Raw genomic sequence first — 17794 nt, forward strand, 5'->3', positions numbered from 1 at the left:
GGCAAACGAATAGGAACAACCATGCACTCCCCACAGTCGTTTGACAGTGCCGAATCGGCCGCGATCATTGAGGCCGGTCGCCAGGTGGTCAAAGCCGAAGCCGCCTCCGTGGCCGCCGTGGCCGCCGCCCTCGACCAGTCGTTCGTGGACGCGGTTCACCTGGTGCAATCGCGCCGAGGCAAAGTCATCACGGTCGGTTCGGGCACCTCGGCGACCGTGGCTCGGCGAACGGCCCACCTGCTCTCCGTTTCGGGGACGCCCGCCCTCTTCCTGCACGCGATGGATGCGCTTCACGGCAGCGTCGGGGCGATTGAGCCGGACGACCTGGTGATCGCGTTCTCAAAAGGAGGCGAGTCGGACGAGCTCAACCAGCTGTGCGCCCTGGTCCGCGAGCAGAACACCCAGATCATTGCGGTGACCGAGGCCCCCACCTCCACGTTCGCGTCGCTGGCCACCCTGGTTTGCGAACTGCACACCGGCGAGGGGGCCGACCCCGGCAACGTGTTGGCGATGGGCTCCACCCTGGTGTCCGGGGTCTGGGCCGACGCTCTGGCCCAGGTGCTGATGCGCCTGGCCCGCGAACCGTGGGAGCAGACCCTCAAACGTCACCCGGCCGGGGCGGTTGGCCACCGAAGCGAGGTGCCCGCCGAACTCGACCCGATCGAGTAGGGGCGGGTCGATGAAAACTCTGACCAGCGAACAGATGGGCGAGGTTGCCCGGGCGGCAATCGTCGCGGAGGCCGCGGCCGTGTCCCGGGTGGCCGACGTGGTCACCGACACCCTGCCCGAGGTGGTGGACCGGGTCCTGGCCACCGCCGGCAAAGTTCTCACCACGGGAAGCGGCACCTCCTCGCAAATCGCCCGCCGCCTCGCCCACCTGCTGTCCGTGTCGGGCACCCCGGCCCTGTTCATCCACTCCATGGACGCCCTGCACGGAACGGTTGGGGCGGTCCAGCCCGGTGACCTGCTGGTGGCCATCTCCAAGACCGGGGAGTCTGACGAGGTGCTGGGCCTGTGCCGGATGGTGCAGCAACTGGGCGTGGCCGTGATCGGATTGGGGGAGGACGCCTCGTCCACCCTGGCGCAGATCAGTGAGGTGTTCGTGTGTCTGGAGCCGGTGGAGGGGGCCGATCCCGGTCACACCCTGGCGATGGGCTCCACCCTGGCGGCCGGCGTTTGGGGCGACGCCCTCACCCGGGTGCTGATGGAAGTGAAAGAATGGGAGCTCGGGGACTCGCTCGCCCGGCACCCGGCCGGAGGGGTTGGGAAAGCGGCGCGCACCCAGCCAGAAAGTGGGTTCTGATGGCACTGGTTGCCGGCATCGATCTGTCCACCCAGTCCTGCACGGTTGAGCTGCGGGACGCCGACACGTTCGAGGTGGCCGGCCGGGCCCGAGTGGCGCTGCCGCCCACGTTTCCCCCGGTTTCCGAGCAGAACACCGAGGACTGGTGGGATGCCCTCAAAGCGGCGTTTCAGGACTTGGCCACCCACGTGGACCTGAGTCGGGTGGAGGCGGTGGCCGCCTCCGGCCAGTGTCACGGGTTGGTGGCCCTCGACCGGGATGGGCAGACAATTCGCCCGGTGAAACTGTGGAATGACACCACGGCCGGCCCCGAAATGCGCGAGCTGGTGGCCCAGTTCGGCCCGAACTTCTGGGTGGATCGGATCGGTTCGGTTCCCACCGCTGCCTTCACGGTGGCGAAGCTGGCCTGGCTGGTCGCGCACGAGCCGGAAACCATCGCCCGGATCGACAAGATTCTGCTGCCGCACGACTATTTGAACTGGCGCCTGACGGGGGAGTTCACCACCGATCGCTCGGAGGCTTCGGGAACCGGCTACTACGACTCGGTTCGAAACAAGTACGACTACGACCTGCTGAACTGCTGCTTCGGTCCGATCCTGAACTGGGCTGAGACCTTTCCGGTGGTGCGCGGACCCGAAGCGGGAGCCGGGCACGTGACCGAGGCGGCCGCTGCCGAGCTGGGCCTGCGTCCCGGCCTCCCGGTGGCCATCGGTGGGGGCGACCAGCACCTGGCCGCCCTGGGCCTTGGGCTGGCCGAAGGGGACGTGGTGTTCAGCCTGGGCACCTCCGGGGTGGTGTTCACCTCCACCTCGTCTCCCCTGACCGGGGGATCGCGGCGGGCCCAGGTGGACGGCGTGGCCAACACGACCGGAGGGTGGCTGCCCCTGGTCTGCACCCTCAACTGCACCAAGGTGACAAACTGGGCGGGCCAGATGCTGGGGGCCGACTTCGACACCATGAGCGAGCTGGCCCTGTCCGCCGACCTGCAGAGCCCCTCCCTGCCCATCTTTGCGGCATTCCTGGACGGGGAGCGGAGCCCCGCCCTGCCCGAAGCCACCGGGGTGCTGAGCCAACTCGACGGACGCACGACCCGGTCCGAGTTGGTGTCCGGCTTCTACCTGGGGGTCCTGTTCGGGTTACTCTCCGGCCTGGACGCGATCGCCGAGTCGGGGGTGCCCACCGGTGGGACCCTGGTGGCGGTCGGGGGTGGGGCCCGCTCGAAAGCCTACCTGCAGCTCCTGGCGGACCTGACCGGCCGGCCGGTGCAAACAATTTCCGAGCCGGAAGCAACCGCGCGGGGGGCCTCACTCCAGGCCCTGGCCCTGCTGCGCCGCCACCCGCTGGCGGAACTGGCCGCGCAACTGCGCCCGCAGGTGAGCTCACAAACCGAGCCCCGCCGGGGTGAGGCGGCCTGGCCCGGTTTCCGCGAACGCTACCGGCAGGTGGTGGGATTTGCCGCCCGCACCAGAAAGCTAAGCTAACCCGCAACCGAAGCGAACCGACCGACGCGCCCCCGCCTCGTCCACCCGAAAATGGGTCTGTGACCGGCGGGGGTTCCGGTCTGCGCCAACAGCGAAAACACGCCATTTTGGCCCCGCTGAGAACCCCGGAGCGTCTACCTTAATAGGTGGGAGCAAATGGGCGGCCGCAGAGTCGCCCAAAGCCGAACCACGAACCGATAAATCGGACCGGGAAGGAACTGGCAACTATGAGTCACCCTGAGGTCACCAGTCAAGACGTTCAGAATCCGTCCGGCCTGGGCGACAGCGTCTACCAGCGCCTCCTCAAGGAGCGGATCATTTGGCTGGGCGGTGAAGTCACCGACGACAGCGCCAATGCGGTCTGCGCGCAGCTGCTGCTACTGGCTGCTGAGAATCCAGATGAGGACATCTACCTGTACATCAACTCTCCGGGCGGCTCCGTCACCGCCGGGATGGCCATCTACGACACGATGCAGTATGTGAAGCCCGACGTGGCCACGGTCGGGATGGGCCTTGCGGCTTCGATGGGCCAGTTCCTGCTGACCGCAGGCTCGCCCGGAAAGCGTTTCATCACCCCCCACACCCGGGTGCTGATGCACCAGCCGTCCGGTGGGGCCGGCGGGTCGGCCACCGACATCCGAATCAACGCCGAGCTGATCCTGCACATGAAACGGGAGCTGGCCGAGATCATCGCCGAAGCCACCGGCAAGTCCGTTGAGCAAATCGACCGGGACTTTGACCGGGACAAGTGGTTCACCGCGCAGGAAGCGCTGGAGTACGGCTTCGTCGACCACCTGGTTTCCGGGCAGGCTGAAGTCTCCGAAAAGTCCAAGCAGGAAGAGGGCAACTAACCATGAACTCAACCAACGCCTACTTTGAGGCCATGGCGCGACAGCTGCCCGAAGCCCGCTATGTGTTCCCCTCGTTTGAAGAGCGGACCGCCTACGGCTACAAGCGGCAGGATCCCTACGCCAAGCTGTTCGAAGACCGGATTGTCTTCCTCGGGGTGCAGGTGGACGACGCCTCCGCGGACGACGTGATGGCGCAGCTGCTGGTGCTGGAAAGCATGGACCCGGACTCGCTGATCACCATGTACATCAACAGTCCTGGGGGTTCATTCACCGCCATGACCGCGATTTACGACACGATGCAGTACATTCGTCCGCAGATTCAGACCGTCTGCCTGGGGCAGGCCGCCTCCGCGGCGGCGGTGCTGCTGGCCGGTGGCTCACCGGGCAAGCGGTTGGCCCTGCCCAACGCGCGGGTGCTGATTCACCAGCCGGCCATGGACGGGGTGCGGGGCCAGGCCTCTGACATTCAGATTGTGGCCGACGAAATTGATCGGATGCGCGAATGGCTAGAGGACACTTTGGCCCGCCACTCCGGGATGGATGTGGAGCAGGTTCGCCGCGACATCGAGCGGGATAAGATCTTCACCGCAGACCAGGCCAAGGAGTACGGCCTGATCGACCAGGTGTTGGCTTCCCGGAAGATGGCCTAGGCAGCAGTTGCGGTCGGACCGGCAGGTGCGGAGCGTCTGCTCCCACTTGTCGGTCCGTTCCGATATCCTGACCCATGAGTGCAGCAATGGCGTAACACTAAAGGGGGATCTTCGTGAGCCGACTAGCTGAGGGCACCGATCTGCTCAAGTGCGCGTTTTGTGGCAAGTCACAGAAGCAGGTTCGCAAGCTCATCGGTGGGTCCGGGGTCTACATTTGCAACGAATGCGTTGACCTTTGCCGCGAGATCCTGGAAGAAGAGCTGGAAGAGCAGGTCATTCCCCGCCAAATCAGCCTGCCCAAGCCCAAAGAAATCAATGCGTTCCTGGATTCATGGGTGATCGGGCAGGATCAGGCCAAGAAGGCTCTTTCGGTCGCGGTTTACAACCACTACAAGCGGGTGCGCCACCGCGAAGCGGGCAACTCCGAAGAGATGGATGGGACCAAGTCCAACATCTTGCTGCTGGGTCCGACCGGCACCGGGAAGACCCACCTGGCTCGGTCCTTGGCCCGCCTGTTGGAGGTCCCGTTCTGCATTGTCGACGCCACCGCGTTGACGGAGGCCGGCTACGTCGGGGAAGACGTCGAGAACATCCTGTTGAAGCTGATCCAGGAGGCCGACGGCGACATCAAGAAGGCCGAGCGCGGCATCATTTACATCGACGAGATCGACAAGATTAGCCGCAAGGGTGAGAATGCTTCGATCACCCGGGACGTGTCCGGGGAAGGCGTTCAGCAGGCGCTGCTGAAAATCATCGAGGGGACGCGCGCCTCGGTTCCCCCGCAGGGCGGCCGGAAGCACCCGCACCAGCAGTTCCTGGAAATCGACACCTCCGGGATCCTGTTCATTGCGGCGGGGGCGTTCTCTGGGATTGAGGAGATCGTGCGCCAGCGGTTGGGTCGGCGCATCACCGGGTTTGGGACCGACCTGCAGGCGGCGGCTGAGGTGGAAGACTTTTACGCGGAGATCAACGCTGACGATCTGCACAAGTACGGGATGATTCCCGAGTTTATTGGGCGCCTCCCGGTGCTGACCTCCACCAGTGAACTGAGCGAAGAGGACCTGTCCCGGATCCTGACCGAGCCGAAGAACTCGCTGGTGGCCCAATATCAGCACCTGTTTGATTTGGACGAGGTGGAGCTGGAGTTCACCTCGGAGGCGCTGTCGGCGATGGCTCGGCTGGCGATGGCCCGCAAATCCGGGGCGCGTGGGCTGGCCTCAATCATTGAGCACACGCTGTCAGATTTGATGTTCGAGATCCCGTCGCGCCCCGAAGTGGAGCGGGTGGTGATCACCGGGGAAGCGGTGGAGGGGACGGCTGCTCCGCTTCTGTATGTGAACACGGCGAAGGAGAGCCGCTCCGCCTGAAGTACCCTGGAGTGAAACGGCTCACTGCGAGCCCACACACGGGGGAGGGAACTGGTGACAAGCACCGAAGAAACCATGGAAGCGCTGCTGCGTGAGCGCAGTGCCATCGACAACTTTGATGCGGCCCTGATCCATATCCTGGCTGAGCGGTTCCGCTGCACTGAGCAGGTGGGACACATTAAGGCCCGCGGGGGACTGCCCCCGGCCGACCGGGAACGGGAAGCGCAGCAGGTCCAACGCTTGCGGGCCCTGGCAGAAGAGTCCGGCCTGAACCCGGACTTTGCCGAGAAGTTTCTGCAGTTCATGGTGACGGAAGTGATCCGCCACCACGAGGTGATCAAGAGAGAGTATGACTGACCCCCGCTTTCCCTACAGAAACGGCCCGGATTCGTCCCAGCCGGTCGGGGGCAACTCGGTGGATGGTGGCTCTCCCTATCCGAACTATCCGGTGCCGCTGCAGCCGGTGGTGGGTCAGGCAGGGGCCGGTCCGACAGGGGCTGCTTCGACGGGAGCTGCTTCGGCCGGTCCCGGGGGTGGTCCAGCCGTTCCCGACCCGCGCGTGGGCGCCGGGACCCACTACGTTCCCCGCTCGCTCGGGGTGGACCCGAAAGCTAATCGCCGTGGCCTGATCGGGGTGGCCGTCGTGGTCGGGGTGGGGCTGATCGCCCTGCTGCTGGGGGCCGCGCTCTTTGCTCGCTACCTGGTGGCCGGCTCGGACCCCTTCTCGGTGGGGGCACCATCGCCCAATCAGGAGGAGTTCCCCGGGCTCGATCCGGGCTGGTCGGACGAAGACTGGCCCTTTCCTGAGGAGGGGCTCGGCTCGGAGACTGGGAGCTGGGAAATTTCGGTGGTAACCACCGATTTGGATGCGGAGGAGCGATTCTCATCCGGGTATGAGTACGCCGAGCTGCCAGCTGGATACAAGCTGGTTGGGGTGGAAGTAGAGCTGACGAACGTTGGTTCCTCTTCGGCGGACCCCTACATTGACCTGATTTTCAGTCTGACGGATGCAGCCACCGGCCAGACCTACATTGATGACCTGCTGCTGATGGGCCCGGGAGCCCTGTTTGACGTGACCAACGTGGACCCGGGTCAGGACGCGCGGGCGTGGGTGATCTTCCCGGTTCCAGAGAGTTTTACCGAGGGGGAACTAGAGGTGGCCTGGTGGAGTGAATCGGGGGATATCGCCTCCGACCGGGTTCCGATACCCTAGAGTCCGCACGGAAGGAGAGCTCATGGCAGAAGTCTTGCAGGTGCCGGAGCAGAGCCGGTTTGTCGTAAAGGTGGACGGGCAGGAAGCCGGGTTTCTCAGCTATGAAGCGGCCGGTGAGCAGACCTGGACCCTGGTTTCGACCGAGGTGGACCCGACCTATCGCGGCCAGGGCCTAGCCGGGCAACTGGTGGCCGACGCGGTCCGGGTGGCCCGGACAGAAGGAATCAGGCTGCGTCCGCTGTGCCCGTACACGGTTTCGTGGTTTGAGCGGCACCCGCAGGACCAGGACGTCCTGGATCCCAGCTGGGCGCCGCCCACCGACGACTAGTATTCGACGGGACCGCCGTAAATCCGGTCAATCACGTCTGCAAACTCGCGCAGCACCACCGAACGCTTCACCTTCAGGGAGGGCGTCAGCATCCCGTTGGCTTCGGTCAGATCGGTTGGGAGAATCTCAAACTTCCGGATGGATTCGGCGCGGGACACCTTCTCATTGGTCCGGGCAATGGCCCGATCCAGGGAAGCTCGGACCTCGATGTTCTCAATTGCCTCGGCGGCAGAGAGCGCGGGCAAGCCCTTGTTCTTCAACCACAGTGGCAACATCTCCGTGTCCAGGGTAATCAGCGCCGAGATGAACGGACGCTTGTCCCCAACCACCACGATCTGGCTGATCAGCGGGTGGCCGCGCAGCTCGTCTTCCAGCGCGGAGGGAATGACGTTCTTGCCCCCGGCGGTCACGATCACCTCTTTGGCCCGACCGGTGATCCGCAGGTAGCCATCCCGATCAAGCGAACCCAGGTCACCGGTGGCAAACCAGCCGTCTTTCAGGACCTGGTCCGTCAGCTCCTGGTTGTGCAGGTAACCCTGGAACACCGAAGACCCCTTGACCAGCACTTCGCCGTCGTCCGAGATCCGCACCGACATGGGCGGCAGCGGCGGACCGACGGTGCCGATCTTGTTCAGACGGGGAGTGTTCACCGAGATTGGTCCGGTGGTTTCGGTCAGGCCGTACCCTTCCAGCACCGGGAGCCCAGCCCCGCGGTAGAAGTGGGATAGGTGCTCGGACAGGGGAGCGCCGCCGGAGATGACGAACTCGGCATTGCCGCCCACCAGGTTGATGATCTTGGACAGCACCAGGGCGGAGGCCAGCTTGTGCTGGGTGGCGAGCGCCCGGGAGGGGCCCTCCTCCGTGTCCAGGGCCTTGGAGTACTCCACGGCCGTGTTGGCGGCCCAGCGGAACATCCGGTTCTTCACCCCGGAGCCGGTTGAGGCGTCAGCCGAGTTGTAGATTTTCTCCAGCACCCGGGGGACCACCAGCAGGTAGCTGGGCCGGAACGATGCCAGATCGGGCAGCAGGTTCTTGATGTCGGGAGAGTGGCCCAGCACGCCCTGGCTGCACACCTGGTAGACCTGCAGGAACCGCGCCAAAATGTGGGCGAGCGGCAAAAACAGGAGCAGGCGGGACTTGGGGTGGCTGGCCACCTCCGGCATCCACAGGTAGGAATTCACCGTCAGCTCGGTGAAGTTGCCGTGGTTAATTACCACGCCCTTCGGTGTCCCCGTCGTTCCCGAGGTGTACACCAAGGTGGCGAGGGAGTCGGTGGTGAGCCGGTTGGCCCGGGCCGTTACCTCGGTGACCGGAATGGTCCGGCCCGCCTCAGTAATGGTGGCGATCGCCTGCGAGTCCAGGGACAGGACCTGGACCGAGACTCCGGCCTGCTCGGCCGCGGCGCGGACCAGGTTGGCATTAGAAATGGACTCGGCCACCACCAGCTTCACTTCCGCATCCTGCAGAATGTAAGCAATCTGCGAAGCAGAGGACGTTTCATAGATCGGAACTGGAGCAAGCCCCGCGGTCCAGCCGGCAAAGTCGAGCAGCGTCCACTCGTACCGGGTGTGCGACATGATCGCGAACCGGTCGCCGAACTCCAACCCCATTCCGATCAGGCCGGCCGCCACCGCCTGCACCTCGCGCCAGAAGTCGCCGGCGTAGATGGGACGCCAGGTGGCTCCCATCTCGCTCTTCAACTCGATGATTGGCGAGCGAGGGTTAGCCGACACGCGCCGTTCCAGCAGGGCTGGAATCGACAGGTGTTCGTCGACTCGCTCCAGGACCGGGCCGGTCCATTCGAGGGCTTCGGTGACCGGACTGTCCTCACTCACGTCGTCCGCCGAAGGGTTATTTTCGTTGCTCACGATGCGTCCTTTGCACTGTGTTGACTGCTACTTCTGTCGTTTTGGTGCTTCACCCAACTCCACCTGGGTGACGGTCAACTCCTCGCCGCCCTCGACCCAGTTGATCGGAGTTTGGGCGTGCGAGGTGGCTTCCAGGTCAGAACTGACCGTCTGGGCCAGTCCCAACAGCTCCGCTGGGCCGCTCACGGTGACTGAGAGGAGGGGGGTGCGCGGGGAGACCTTCGCATCGGATTTGACCCGGCGCAGGACGATCAGCGCGGCTGAGGCGGCGTCCATCAGTTCGGGCTGGGCCCCCTCGACCAGGTACTCGTCCGGATTGGGCCAGGGGGCCACGTGGACGGAACCATCGCGGTACCAGGACCAGACTTCCTCGGTGGAGTAGGGCAGGAACGGAGCCAGGAGCCGAACCACGGCGTCCACCACCAGGGCGAGTGTGGCCCGGGCCGAGTTCGCCTCAGCCTCGCTCCACTGCCCCTCACGGTTGTAGGCGCGCTCCTTGACCAGCTCCAGGTAGTCATCGCAGAAGGTCCAGAAGAAAGTCTCGGTCACCTCCAGGGCGCGGGTGTGGTCGTAGCCGGTGAACGCTTCGGTGGCGACCTCAATCACCCGGCGCAAATTGGCCAGTTCGGAGGCATCCAGCGGGTTGACCACCAGGGCCGGATCCAGCAGCAGGTCGGCGCCCTCATCGCCCATGGTCAGGGCAAACTTGGATGCGTTCAGCACCTTGATGGCCAGGCGGCGCCCGATCTTCATCTGGCCCTCGTCGAAGGCAGCGTCGGTGCCGAGGCGAGCGGAGGCCGCCCAGTAGCGGACCGCGTCCGAACCGTGCTTTTCCAGCAGGCCCATCGGGGTCACCACGTTGCCCTTAGACTTGGACATCTTCTTCCGGTCCGGATCCAGGATCCACCCGGAGATGGCCGCGTTGGTCCAGGGCAGCTCGCCAAACTCGGACACGGCCCGCAGCACGGTGGAAAACAGCCAGGTGCGGATGATGTCTTGGCCCTGTGCTCGCAGGTCCATCGGGTAGACCCGGCTGAACAGGTCCGGATCGCTCAGCCAACCGGTGGGGATTCGCGGGGTCAGCGAGGAGGTGGCCCAGGTGTCCATAATGTCCACCTCAGCGGCAAAGCCGCCGGGCTGGTTCCGCTGGTCCTCCGTGAAGGTGGGGGGCACATCGATGGTCGGGTCGACCGGCAGTTGCTCCGCGGTGGGGGTGAGAACCTGGTCGTAGCGGACGGTGCCGTGCTCGTCGATTCGGTACCACAGCGGCAGCGGCACCCCGAAGAAGCGCTGGCGGGAGACCAGCCAGTCGGTGGTGAGCCCCTGCACCCAGTTTTCGTACCGGACCCGCATGAAGTCGGGGTGGAAGTTCAGCTGCCGGCCGGCGGCCAGCAGTTCTTCCCGCAGGTTTTGCGCCTGCCCAGCCCGGGTGAAGTCGCGGCCACCGTTGCGGATGTACCACTGCCGGGACGCCACAATCTCCAGCGGCTTGTCGCCCTTTTCAAAGAAGTTGGTCATGCGTTTGGTCGGGACCGGGTCGCCGATCATTTCCCCGGAGGCGGCCAGCGCCTCCACCACCGCTTTGCGGGCGCCGAATGTGGTCTTACCCGCCATCTGCTCGAACAGGGCCACGCCCTGCGGATCGGTGATCCAATCCGGGGTGGACCGGGTGATCCGCCCGTCCTTTTCCAGGATGGCCCGCATGGGAAGTTGCAGATCCCGCCACCATTCCACGTCCGTCAGGTCACCGAAGGTACAGCACATGGCGATGCCGGCGCCCTTGTCCATTTCGGCGGCCGGGTGGGCCAGGACCGGAACCTCAACGTTGAAACCGGGCGAGGTGACCGTGGTGCCGAACAGGGGCTGGTAGCGCTCGTCGTCGGGGTGGGCGATCAGGGCCACACAGGCGGCCAGCAACTCGGGACGGGTGGTCTCAATCACGACGTCGCCGCCGGAGCCGTGGAAAGCCAGCGAGTGATAATCCCCCGGGTACTCCCGGGCTTCCAGCTCGGCCTGCGCCACCGCGGTTTGGAAGGTGACGTCCCACAGGCCCGGAGCTTCAGCTTGGTAGGCTTCCCCTCGTTCCAACGAGGAGAGGAATGCTGCCTGGGCCACCTGGCGGGCTTCGTCCCCAATCGTCTGGTAGGTCAGCGACCAGTCCACGGACAGTCCCAGATAGCGCCAAAGCTTTTCGAACTGCTGCTCATCTTCTTCGGACAGGCGCACGCACAGTTCAATGAAATTGCGCCGCGAGATTGGCTGCTGGTCGGCCGCCTTGATCGACTTGCCTTCACCGCCCTCGTGCGGGGGGACGAAGCCAGGTTCGTAGGGCAAAGTGGGGTCGCAGCGGACGCCGAAGTAGTTCTGCACCCGACGCTCGGTCGGCAACCCGTTGTCGTCCCATCCCATCGGATAGAAGACGCGCTTGCCCCGCATCCGCTGGAAGCGGGCCACCGTGTCGGTGTGGGTGTAAGAGAAGACGTGACCGATGTGCAGGGAGCCGGAGACCGTCGGGGGAGGGGTGTCGATCGAATAAACCTGCGAGCGCTCGGCCGTGCGATCGAAGCGGTAAGTCTGCTGCTCATTCCAGGCCTCACCCCATTTCTCTTCCAGTCCGTCGGTGGACACCCGGTCGGGCACGCGGGCAGCGGGAAGGGTTCGGGGGCTATGCGAGTCGGGCATATTCATCAGGTTTTCTCCCAAAGAGGCAGCATTTTTGTCAGGCCGGTATCAACGCTACTGAGGGCGCACTGATTACACAAAATATCGGCGCCAACTGTGGACAAACTATCAGCTTTAGCCCAGCTCCAGGTCCCGAGCCACCGCCGCATCGACCGCTTTGACCAGGGCGGGAGACAGACCCGCTTCCTGGGCGGCGAGCAGGCCGGCCACGGTGGTGCCGCCGGGGGAACAGACGCGGTCAATTAGTGCGGAGGGGTTCACCCCTTCCTCGGCGGAAAGCTGCAGGAGGCGAGCTGACCCGACCATCGACTGGGTGACCGCGGTTAGCGCCTGAGCCTTAGACAAACCGTACTTAACACCCGCCTGGGCGAGGGAGTCGACAATCTGGAAAAACCAGGCCGGCGAGCAGCCGGCTAGCGCCGAGTAGGCGGAGAACAGCTGCTCGGGCAGATCCATCACCAAGCCCACCGCCTCCAGCAGGGTTCGAGCCTGTTCCTGCACCTCGGCCGGGGTGCCGTCCGAGTAGGCCACCGCGGACATGGACAGGCCGATCTGGGCATTCACATTCGGCATCACCCGGATCAGGTGCGGCTGGGGCTGAGCCTCCGCCAAATCGGACCGGATTGCGGCCAGGGTTCGCCCGGCCGCAATCGAAAGCAGGGCTGGACAGGCATCAGCTGTCACGTGGGGAGCCAACTGGCGCAGCACCGAGCTCTGCACGTGGGGTTTGACCCCCAGCACGATCAGGTCGCACTTGGCCAGCAGGTCGGTCGGCTCATCCACGGTAGCCGAATCGGTCACGGCGGCCAGTTGCTCCGCGGCGTGAGTGTTGACGTCGTAAAGGAAGATCCCCGTGTCGGATGGGCCCGCCTCGCGCAGTCCCTTCACGATGGCGCTGGTCATGGCTCCGGTGCCAATGAATCCAAGTCTCATGTCCCACTCCTAGCTCGTTGGTCCCAAGGTCACTCCATTGTGCCACTGTCCTCCGACAGGGGGGTTGGGGTTCCGAGCCGGCAGTTATCCAGAGGTGCTGTCGACGGTAGTTATCCACCGTTCGAGCGTCATCTAGTAGGGGGGTGGAGGCGGGTGAACCTAGCTTGGGGTGATGCAAAGTGAGTTTGGGGAGCCGGCGGGAGACCTGGGTCAGCGACATCGGAGCGGTGGCCTCAACGGTCCCCGGTGGAAGCTGAGCGCGCGGTCGGCGCTGATCGCGGCCGTCGTCCTGCTGGTACTGGTGGGGGCAGGGTGGGCTTGGCGTGAATGGCAGCGGGGGTGGGGACCCGGTGCAGGTGGAGGCGAATTGGTGGCGGAATCGGAACTGTTGGACCGAATTGGAGTTAGCGCGGAGGACCTGACCGGGCAGTCGGGGCCGGTGGAGCCGGAGGACCTGCCCGAGGTGGTGGTCTACGTATCGGGGGCCGTTCAGCAGCCCGGGGTGTTCGCCCTGCCGGTACAGGGACGGGTGATCGACGCGGTCGAAGCGGCCGGGGGAGCGCTTCCGACAGCCAGCCTGACCCAACTGAACCTGGCCCGGCCCCTGACCGATGGGGAACAGATCTACGTGCCAACCGAGGCGGAGGCCCGGGCCGGCCCCGCAATCCCGGGACCGCCCGGAATGGGCGAGGGGACAGGGACCGAGCCGGCCTGCGTGGACGTCAATCAGGCAGATGGCCCGATGCTGGAGCAGCTACCGGGGATCGGGCCGGCGCTGGCGGAGCGGATCTTGACCTATCGAAATGAGAACGGTCCGTTCGCCACCCCGGGTGACCTCCGCCAGGTCTCCGGAATCGGTCCGAAGGTGTACGCGCGCCTGGAGCCGAGCCTCTGTGGGTGAGGAAGCACGTCCGCGCGACTATCGGCTGGTTCCGTTGGCCGGGGCCGCGTGGTTGGGGGTGGTCAGCGCGCTGCAGGGGTGGGGGATCGCCGGAGTGCTGGGAGGGGAATTGGCTTTGGCCTGCGGTTGGGGGTGGGTTTGGTTTCGGACCGACTGGGGAAAGAAGCTCCGCTGGCTGGGATTAGCCACCGGGGTGGCGTTGGCGCTCGGGGGAGTTGCCGGGCAGCTGGCCGCCCGCGACTATCGCGCGGACCCCGCGGTGCAGCTGTCGGACGGCGCTCAACTGCGGGCCCTGGTCCGGCTGGACTCCGGGGCGGTGCTCCGGGCGACCCCCTGGGGCCAACCGGAGGCGGTGGCCACCGGTTCCATCACAGCTGTGGCCGAAGGCGACCGGTGGATTCGCTCCGGGGCCCAGGTCCGACTGAGTGGAAGTCCGGACGTGCTGCTAAACGTCGGGCCGGGCACGACACTGCGGGTGAGCGGCCGCCTCGAGCGAGGCTTCTGGGAGCAGCCTCCCCGGGTGGGGCAGGTGCGGGTACGAACCGCCACCGTGGCGGCCGAACCGAGCGCCTGGTTGCGGTGGGTTGGGTTGGTTCGAAACCGGATGCTGGACCTGTGCGCCGGGCTGCCCGCCCCGGCCGGGGCGCTGGTCCTGGGCATGTCCGTGGGGGACCGGCAACTGCTGGACCAGGACCTGTCCGAGGCAATGCGGGTGGCGTCACTGACCCACCTGACCGCGATTTCTGGCACGCACATCGCGGTGGCCATGGCCGTCATCTCGCTGGTTATTCCGGGGTGGAAATGGGTTCGTCCCCTGTTCCTCCTGGCGTTTCTGGCGGTCCTGATTGGCGTCGTCGGGCCTACCGCTTCCGTGGTTCGAGCAGCGGCCATGGCGGCCCTGGTGATTGTCGGGTGGTGGGGCTACCGGTCCTCCCAATCCCAGGTGGCGTTGGCGGCGGTGGTGCTGGGAATAGTGCTGCTGCGCCCCTGGATGGCGCTCCAGTACGGTTTTACCCTGTCGGTGTTGGCGACGGCCGGGATCATTTTTTCGGGCACCCGCTGGGCCGACCGCCTCGGCCGCTGGTCGGTGTCCCGGTGGGGCAAGGTGATGGGGGAGCGGCCGCTCAAGTGGGGGTCCAGCGCGGTGGCTGTCAGTGCGGCGGCCTCCCTGTGGGTCCTGCCGGTGCTGGTTACCCTGAACCCGTGGATTTCCCTTTGGGCCATTCCAGCCAACGTGCTGGCCACCCCGGCGGTCGCCCCGACCACAATCTTGGGGCTGCTGGCAGCAACCACCGTGACCTGGGCTCCGACTCTGGCAGATTGGTGCGCGAAACTGGCGGCATTGCCGGCCGGTTGGATCAGTTGGGTGGCCCAGCTGTTCGCCTCCCTGCCCGCCGCCAAGCTCCCGTGGCCAGCGGGCCCGACCGGCCCGATCCTGGCTGCGATCCTGGTAGGTTTGGTGCTGGGAACAATCGAGTTCAACTGGGGTCGGACAGGGAGGCACAGGCATGGCCGGTAGGGCAGGTGGCGGACGGGGCGCGCAGGACAATTCACCCGCGCTCGTACTATCTGACCTGGCCCCGGCTCCCGTCCTACTGTTTCGCGGCAGCGAGCGGGCCCTGGCCGATCGGGCGCTGGCCTACCTCCGCACGCAGATTCGTCAGCGCGACCCGGAGGTGGAGGTCGTCGAAGCCGATGCTTCTTCCTGCCCGCCGGGACAGCTGTCCGTCTGGACCTCCCCCTCGCTCTTTGGGGATCGGCGCCTGATCATCCTGCTGGGGGTGGAAGAAGCGGGGGTTGAACTGACCGACGAACTGCTGCAGACCATTGCCAACCCTCCGGACGACGCCATCCTGGCGCTCTATCACCGGGGTGGGGTGAAAGGTAAGAAGATCGTTGACGCCGTCAAGCGGGCGGGTTTCCCCATCTGGGCCACCGAACCGTTGAAGTTCCCGCGCGAACGACTGGCATTGGTGGCGGACGAGGTGGCGAACCTGAACGCCAAGGCCCCGCGGGAGTGCCTGCAGATGCTGGTTGACGCCGTCGGTGACGACCTGCACGAGCTGCTGGGAACCACCCGCCGCCTGGTCCACGACGGGGGCGGGGTGATTACCCGAGAGGCGGTCGATGCCCACTTCGCCGGCCGAGTCGACACGGGTGGGTTTGATGTGGCGGACGCAATGGCAGCTGGGGATGGGCCGCGCGCAGTGGTGTTGGCTCGGCGGGCCTTTGAGTCCGGAGTTGCCCCGGTGCTGGTGGTGGCGGCCCTGGCCTACCAGTTGCGATCCCTGGCCAAAGTAAGCGTGCCGGGACTGTCCGGGCCCAGCCTCGGGATGCGGCCCGCAGCCGAAAAGCAGGCCCGTCGTAACCTTCGGCACTGGAGCGCGGAGTCACTGGGTGCGGCCATCTGTGCGGTGGCCCGAGCCGATGCTGACGTGAAGGGCGCCTCCAAAGACCCGGAGGGGGCCGTGGAGCGGTGCCTGATCGAGATCTCCCGGCGAAACGCGGCCCGATAGCGGGATTGTCAGTCAGGCAGGCAAAGCAAAGCGGAGGCCGCCGGGGCGACCTCCGCTCAACTGAGACTTAGCTGCTTAGCCTTCCATGGCGTTTACCCGCAGAGCCAGCTTCGACTTGCGGTTACGCGCCTGATTCTTGTGGATGACTCCCTTGGACACCGCCACGTCGAGCTTCCGGCAAGCAATGCGCAGATTCTCTTCAGCCAGCGCCTTGTCGCCCGCTTCCACGGCTTCACGGGTCTTTCGCACCAGAGTCTTCAGCTCAGACTTTACGGCCTGGTTGCGGATGCGGCGCTTCTCGTTGGTGCGATTGCGCTTGATCTGCGACTTGATGTTAGCCACGTTTGGACTCTCCTCATGGTTCTGAAACTAAAACGGTCGGTGAGGGCTGAGCCAGTGTCGGGACTGGGGCGTGGGGCACCCCGCAAACGACCTGATCAAGATTTCAAGCCCGACCCGGCTTGGAATCCAAACAAGAACTTTACCAGCTTGGCCTCGTCAGTCCCACCAAAACGTGGGATCTGGGCGGTGAGGGTGATCACGTCACCTCTCCACAGCCCTGCGACTGCCGCTTTTCCACAGTTGCCAACAGCAATCCTTGGGCGAGGCGAACCGGCCGTCAATAGTTGAGGGAGGCGGCCCGGGTGGGCCCCGGAAACGGAAGGCACAACGTGAATGACGAATCTATCTTGACTCGGGTGGCTCGCCAACTCGACGGGGTCTCAGCGCCGCGTGAGGCCCAGCTACTGATGAAGCTGGGCCTACCCGATCAGGCAGCCGAGCGGCTGGAGACCTGGTTGAAGTCGAACCCAGATCCTGAACTTCGCCCTTTTCTCTTGCGCGAACTGGTGCCGATCAGGATGGAACTGGGCCAGATTGACGAGGGACTGGTCCTGGCCGGTGAGGCGGCCCGGCTGGGTGTCGAGCGCTGGGGCGCCACTGACCCGCGCTCGCTGATCCTTCGGAATACCCAGATGTACTGGTTGGCCACGGTCGGGCAGGTGGAGGCTGCCCTGGCGCTGTGTCAGCCCCTGTTTGCGGACGCGGACCAGCACCTGGGTGCCCGGGAACCACTGCGGTCGGCCATCCGCAACAACTCCGCCCGGGTGTTTGAACAGGCGGATCGGGGCAGTGACGCCCGGCGGCTGTACCGGCAACTGCTGGCGGACTATTCCCGTTGGGGGCTGGCCTCCAGTGAGCCGGCCTGTTCCACCAGACACAACTTCGCCCGGCACCTGCAGGACACCGGGGAGTTGGCGGAGGCCCTCCAGGTCCTGCAGCAGCAGTTGGCCATCGTGACGGAGCTGCGGGGAACGGCATCTGAGGAGAGCCTGCTGGCTCGCCACGACGTGGCCGAAGCCCATCTGTATTTGGACCAGCGCCGAACCGCGATCGAACAGTGGGAGTTGTTGCTGCGCGACTGCCGGGACCACCTGGAGGCGGATCACCCGCTGATTGCCGAGATTTTGGGGATCCTCCTGACCGACGCGGTGGACCTGGATGATCCCGAGCGGGCCGTGTTCTTTTGTGATCAGCTGATTGACCTGGCGGAAGAGGGGCCTGAGCCTTCCCTGACCGAGGCCCTCGTGCGCATGCGCAGCCGATTGGCCCAGACAAATGCGGAATAGGTCACGACGCGGACCTGAACTTTCCCGTTCCCCGCCGGACGTGGGACGATAGCGGGGAATATGTTCACATGAG

General features: G+C 65.4%; 17 protein-coding genes. 13 read left to right on the forward strand and 4 right to left on the reverse strand.

The window, feature by feature from the left end:
• Window positions 1–21 precede the first annotated feature (21 nt).
• The 9 genes from SAC06_RS03920 to SAC06_RS03960 all read left to right on the forward strand — a co-directional run bounded on the left by SAC06_RS03920 (window position 22) and on the right by SAC06_RS03960 (window position 7193).
• Entirely contained in the window at window positions 22–669 is a 648-nt protein-coding gene (locus SAC06_RS03920) for an SIS domain-containing protein (protein ID WP_350258907.1), read from the forward strand.
• A 10-nt stretch (window positions 670–679) separates the two neighbouring features.
• Window positions 680–1303, forward strand: a complete 624-nt coding sequence (locus SAC06_RS03925; RefSeq protein WP_350258908.1) for an SIS domain-containing protein — start codon at window positions 680–682, stop codon at window positions 1301–1303.
• A complete protein-coding gene (xylB, locus tag SAC06_RS03930; protein WP_350258909.1) occupies window positions 1303–2784 on the forward strand; it encodes a xylulokinase in 1482 nt (493 codons plus the stop codon). The genes SAC06_RS03925 and xylB overlap by 1 nt, the downstream gene beginning before the upstream one ends.
• A 227-nt stretch (window positions 2785–3011) precedes the next feature.
• Window positions 3012–3635: an ATP-dependent Clp protease proteolytic subunit gene (locus SAC06_RS03935; RefSeq protein ID WP_350258910.1), complete on the forward strand. Its 624-nt coding sequence runs from the start codon at window positions 3012–3014 to the stop codon at window positions 3633–3635.
• Between the two features lie 2 nt (window positions 3636–3637).
• The gene (locus SAC06_RS03940; protein WP_350258911.1) at window positions 3638–4285 is read left to right on the forward strand and encodes an ATP-dependent Clp protease proteolytic subunit; all 648 of its coding nucleotides are present in this window, start codon (window positions 3638–3640) and stop codon (window positions 4283–4285) included.
• Window positions 4286–4398: 113 nt separating this feature from the next.
• Window positions 4399–5652 carry an ATP-dependent Clp protease ATP-binding subunit ClpX gene (gene clpX, locus SAC06_RS03945; protein ID WP_350258912.1) on the forward strand — a complete coding sequence of 418 codons (1254 nt, stop codon included), beginning with the start codon at window positions 4399–4401 and terminating at the stop codon, window positions 5650–5652.
• 75 nt (window positions 5653–5727) lie between these two features.
• Window positions 5728–6009 (forward strand): chorismate mutase, encoded by a 282-nt coding sequence (locus SAC06_RS03950; RefSeq protein WP_350259148.1) that lies wholly within the window; start codon window positions 5728–5730, stop codon window positions 6007–6009.
• A complete protein-coding gene (locus tag SAC06_RS03955) occupies window positions 6002–6865 on the forward strand; it encodes a hypothetical protein (protein WP_350258913.1) in 864 nt (287 codons plus the stop codon). The genes SAC06_RS03950 and SAC06_RS03955 overlap by 8 nt, the downstream gene beginning before the upstream one ends.
• 22 nt (window positions 6866–6887) lie before the next feature.
• Window positions 6888–7193, forward strand: a complete 306-nt coding sequence (locus SAC06_RS03960) for a GNAT family N-acetyltransferase (RefSeq protein WP_350258914.1) — start codon at window positions 6888–6890, stop codon at window positions 7191–7193.
• Here the strand turns inward: SAC06_RS03960 and SAC06_RS03965 are convergent.
• The 3 genes from SAC06_RS03965 to proC form a co-directional block, all read right to left on the reverse strand.
• Window positions 7190–9061, reverse strand: coding sequence for a long-chain fatty acid--CoA ligase (locus SAC06_RS03965; protein WP_350258915.1), 1872 nt, complete (start codon window positions 9059–9061; stop codon window positions 7190–7192). The genes SAC06_RS03960 and SAC06_RS03965 overlap by 4 nt on opposite strands.
• Before the next feature lie 27 nt (window positions 9062–9088).
• Window positions 9089–11749 carry a valine--tRNA ligase gene (gene valS, locus SAC06_RS03970; protein WP_412766233.1) on the reverse strand — a complete coding sequence of 887 codons (2661 nt, stop codon included), beginning with the start codon at window positions 11747–11749 and terminating at the stop codon, window positions 9089–9091.
• 108 nt (window positions 11750–11857) lie between these two features.
• Window positions 11858–12676 (reverse strand): pyrroline-5-carboxylate reductase, encoded by an 819-nt coding sequence (proC, locus tag SAC06_RS03975; protein ID WP_350258917.1) that lies wholly within the window; start codon window positions 12674–12676, stop codon window positions 11858–11860.
• 172 nt (window positions 12677–12848) lie between these two features.
• Here proC and SAC06_RS03980 point away from each other — a divergent pair, with 172 nt between their 5' ends.
• From SAC06_RS03980 to holA, 3 genes are read left to right on the forward strand one after another with little or no spacing between them, the layout of a single operon-like run.
• On the forward strand, window positions 12849–13577 hold the full coding sequence (locus SAC06_RS03980; protein WP_350258918.1) for a ComEA family DNA-binding protein: 729 nt from the start codon (window positions 12849–12851) through the stop codon (window positions 13575–13577).
• The gene (locus SAC06_RS03985; RefSeq protein WP_350258919.1) at window positions 13570–15096 is read left to right on the forward strand and encodes a ComEC/Rec2 family competence protein; all 1527 of its coding nucleotides are present in this window, start codon (window positions 13570–13572) and stop codon (window positions 15094–15096) included. Before SAC06_RS03980 ends, SAC06_RS03985 begins: the two co-directional genes overlap by 8 nt.
• Window positions 15086–16093, forward strand: a complete 1008-nt coding sequence (gene holA / locus SAC06_RS03990; protein WP_350258920.1) for a DNA polymerase III subunit delta — start codon at window positions 15086–15088, stop codon at window positions 16091–16093. Before SAC06_RS03985 ends, holA begins: the two co-directional genes overlap by 11 nt.
• Before the next feature lie 75 nt (window positions 16094–16168).
• On the opposite strand, the gene rpsT is transcribed toward holA, so the two are convergent.
• Window positions 16169–16435 (reverse strand): 30S ribosomal protein S20, encoded by a 267-nt coding sequence (rpsT, locus tag SAC06_RS03995; protein ID WP_350258921.1) that lies wholly within the window; start codon window positions 16433–16435, stop codon window positions 16169–16171.
• Between the two features lie 329 nt (window positions 16436–16764).
• On the opposite strand from rpsT, the gene SAC06_RS04000 reads away from it, so the two are divergent.
• Window positions 16765–17721: a tetratricopeptide repeat protein gene (locus tag SAC06_RS04000; RefSeq protein ID WP_350258922.1), complete on the forward strand. Its 957-nt coding sequence runs from the start codon at window positions 16765–16767 to the stop codon at window positions 17719–17721.
• Window positions 17722–17794: the final 73 nt, after the last annotated feature.

Origin of the sequence: Scrofimicrobium sp. R131, assembly GCF_040256745.1 — a bacterium.
Classification (GTDB): Bacteria; Actinomycetota; Actinomycetes; order Actinomycetales; family Actinomycetaceae; genus Scrofimicrobium; species Scrofimicrobium appendicitidis.

What these genes read in the sequence shown, in the direction of transcription:
- SAC06_RS03925 (WP_350258908.1), top strand. Translation starts at nt 680, where the DNA reads ATGAAAACTCTGACCAGCGAACAGATGGGCGAGGTTGCCCGGGCGGCA.
- valS (WP_412766233.1), bottom strand. Translation starts at nt 11,749, where the DNA reads ATGAATATGCCCGACTCGCATAGCCCCCGAACCCTTCCCGCTGCCCGC.
- SAC06_RS03920 (WP_350258907.1), top strand. Translation starts at nt 22, where the DNA reads ATGCACTCCCCACAGTCGTTTGACAGTGCCGAATCGGCCGCGATCATT.
- xylB (WP_350258909.1), top strand. Translation starts at nt 1,303, where the DNA reads ATGGCACTGGTTGCCGGCATCGATCTGTCCACCCAGTCCTGCACGGTT.
- SAC06_RS03955 (WP_350258913.1), top strand. Translation starts at nt 6,002, where the DNA reads ATGACTGACCCCCGCTTTCCCTACAGAAACGGCCCGGATTCGTCCCAG.
- SAC06_RS03960 (WP_350258914.1), top strand. Translation starts at nt 6,888, where the DNA reads ATGGCAGAAGTCTTGCAGGTGCCGGAGCAGAGCCGGTTTGTCGTAAAG.
- holA (WP_350258920.1), top strand. Translation starts at nt 15,086, where the DNA reads ATGGCCGGTAGGGCAGGTGGCGGACGGGGCGCGCAGGACAATTCACCC.
- SAC06_RS03980 (WP_350258918.1), top strand. Translation starts at nt 12,849, where the DNA reads ATGCAAAGTGAGTTTGGGGAGCCGGCGGGAGACCTGGGTCAGCGACAT.
- SAC06_RS03935 (WP_350258910.1), top strand. Translation starts at nt 3,012, where the DNA reads ATGAGTCACCCTGAGGTCACCAGTCAAGACGTTCAGAATCCGTCCGGC.
- SAC06_RS03940 (WP_350258911.1), top strand. Translation starts at nt 3,638, where the DNA reads ATGAACTCAACCAACGCCTACTTTGAGGCCATGGCGCGACAGCTGCCC.
- proC (WP_350258917.1), bottom strand. Translation starts at nt 12,676, where the DNA reads ATGAGACTTGGATTCATTGGCACCGGAGCCATGACCAGCGCCATCGTG.
- SAC06_RS03950 (WP_350259148.1), top strand. Translation starts at nt 5,728, where the DNA reads ATGGAAGCGCTGCTGCGTGAGCGCAGTGCCATCGACAACTTTGATGCG.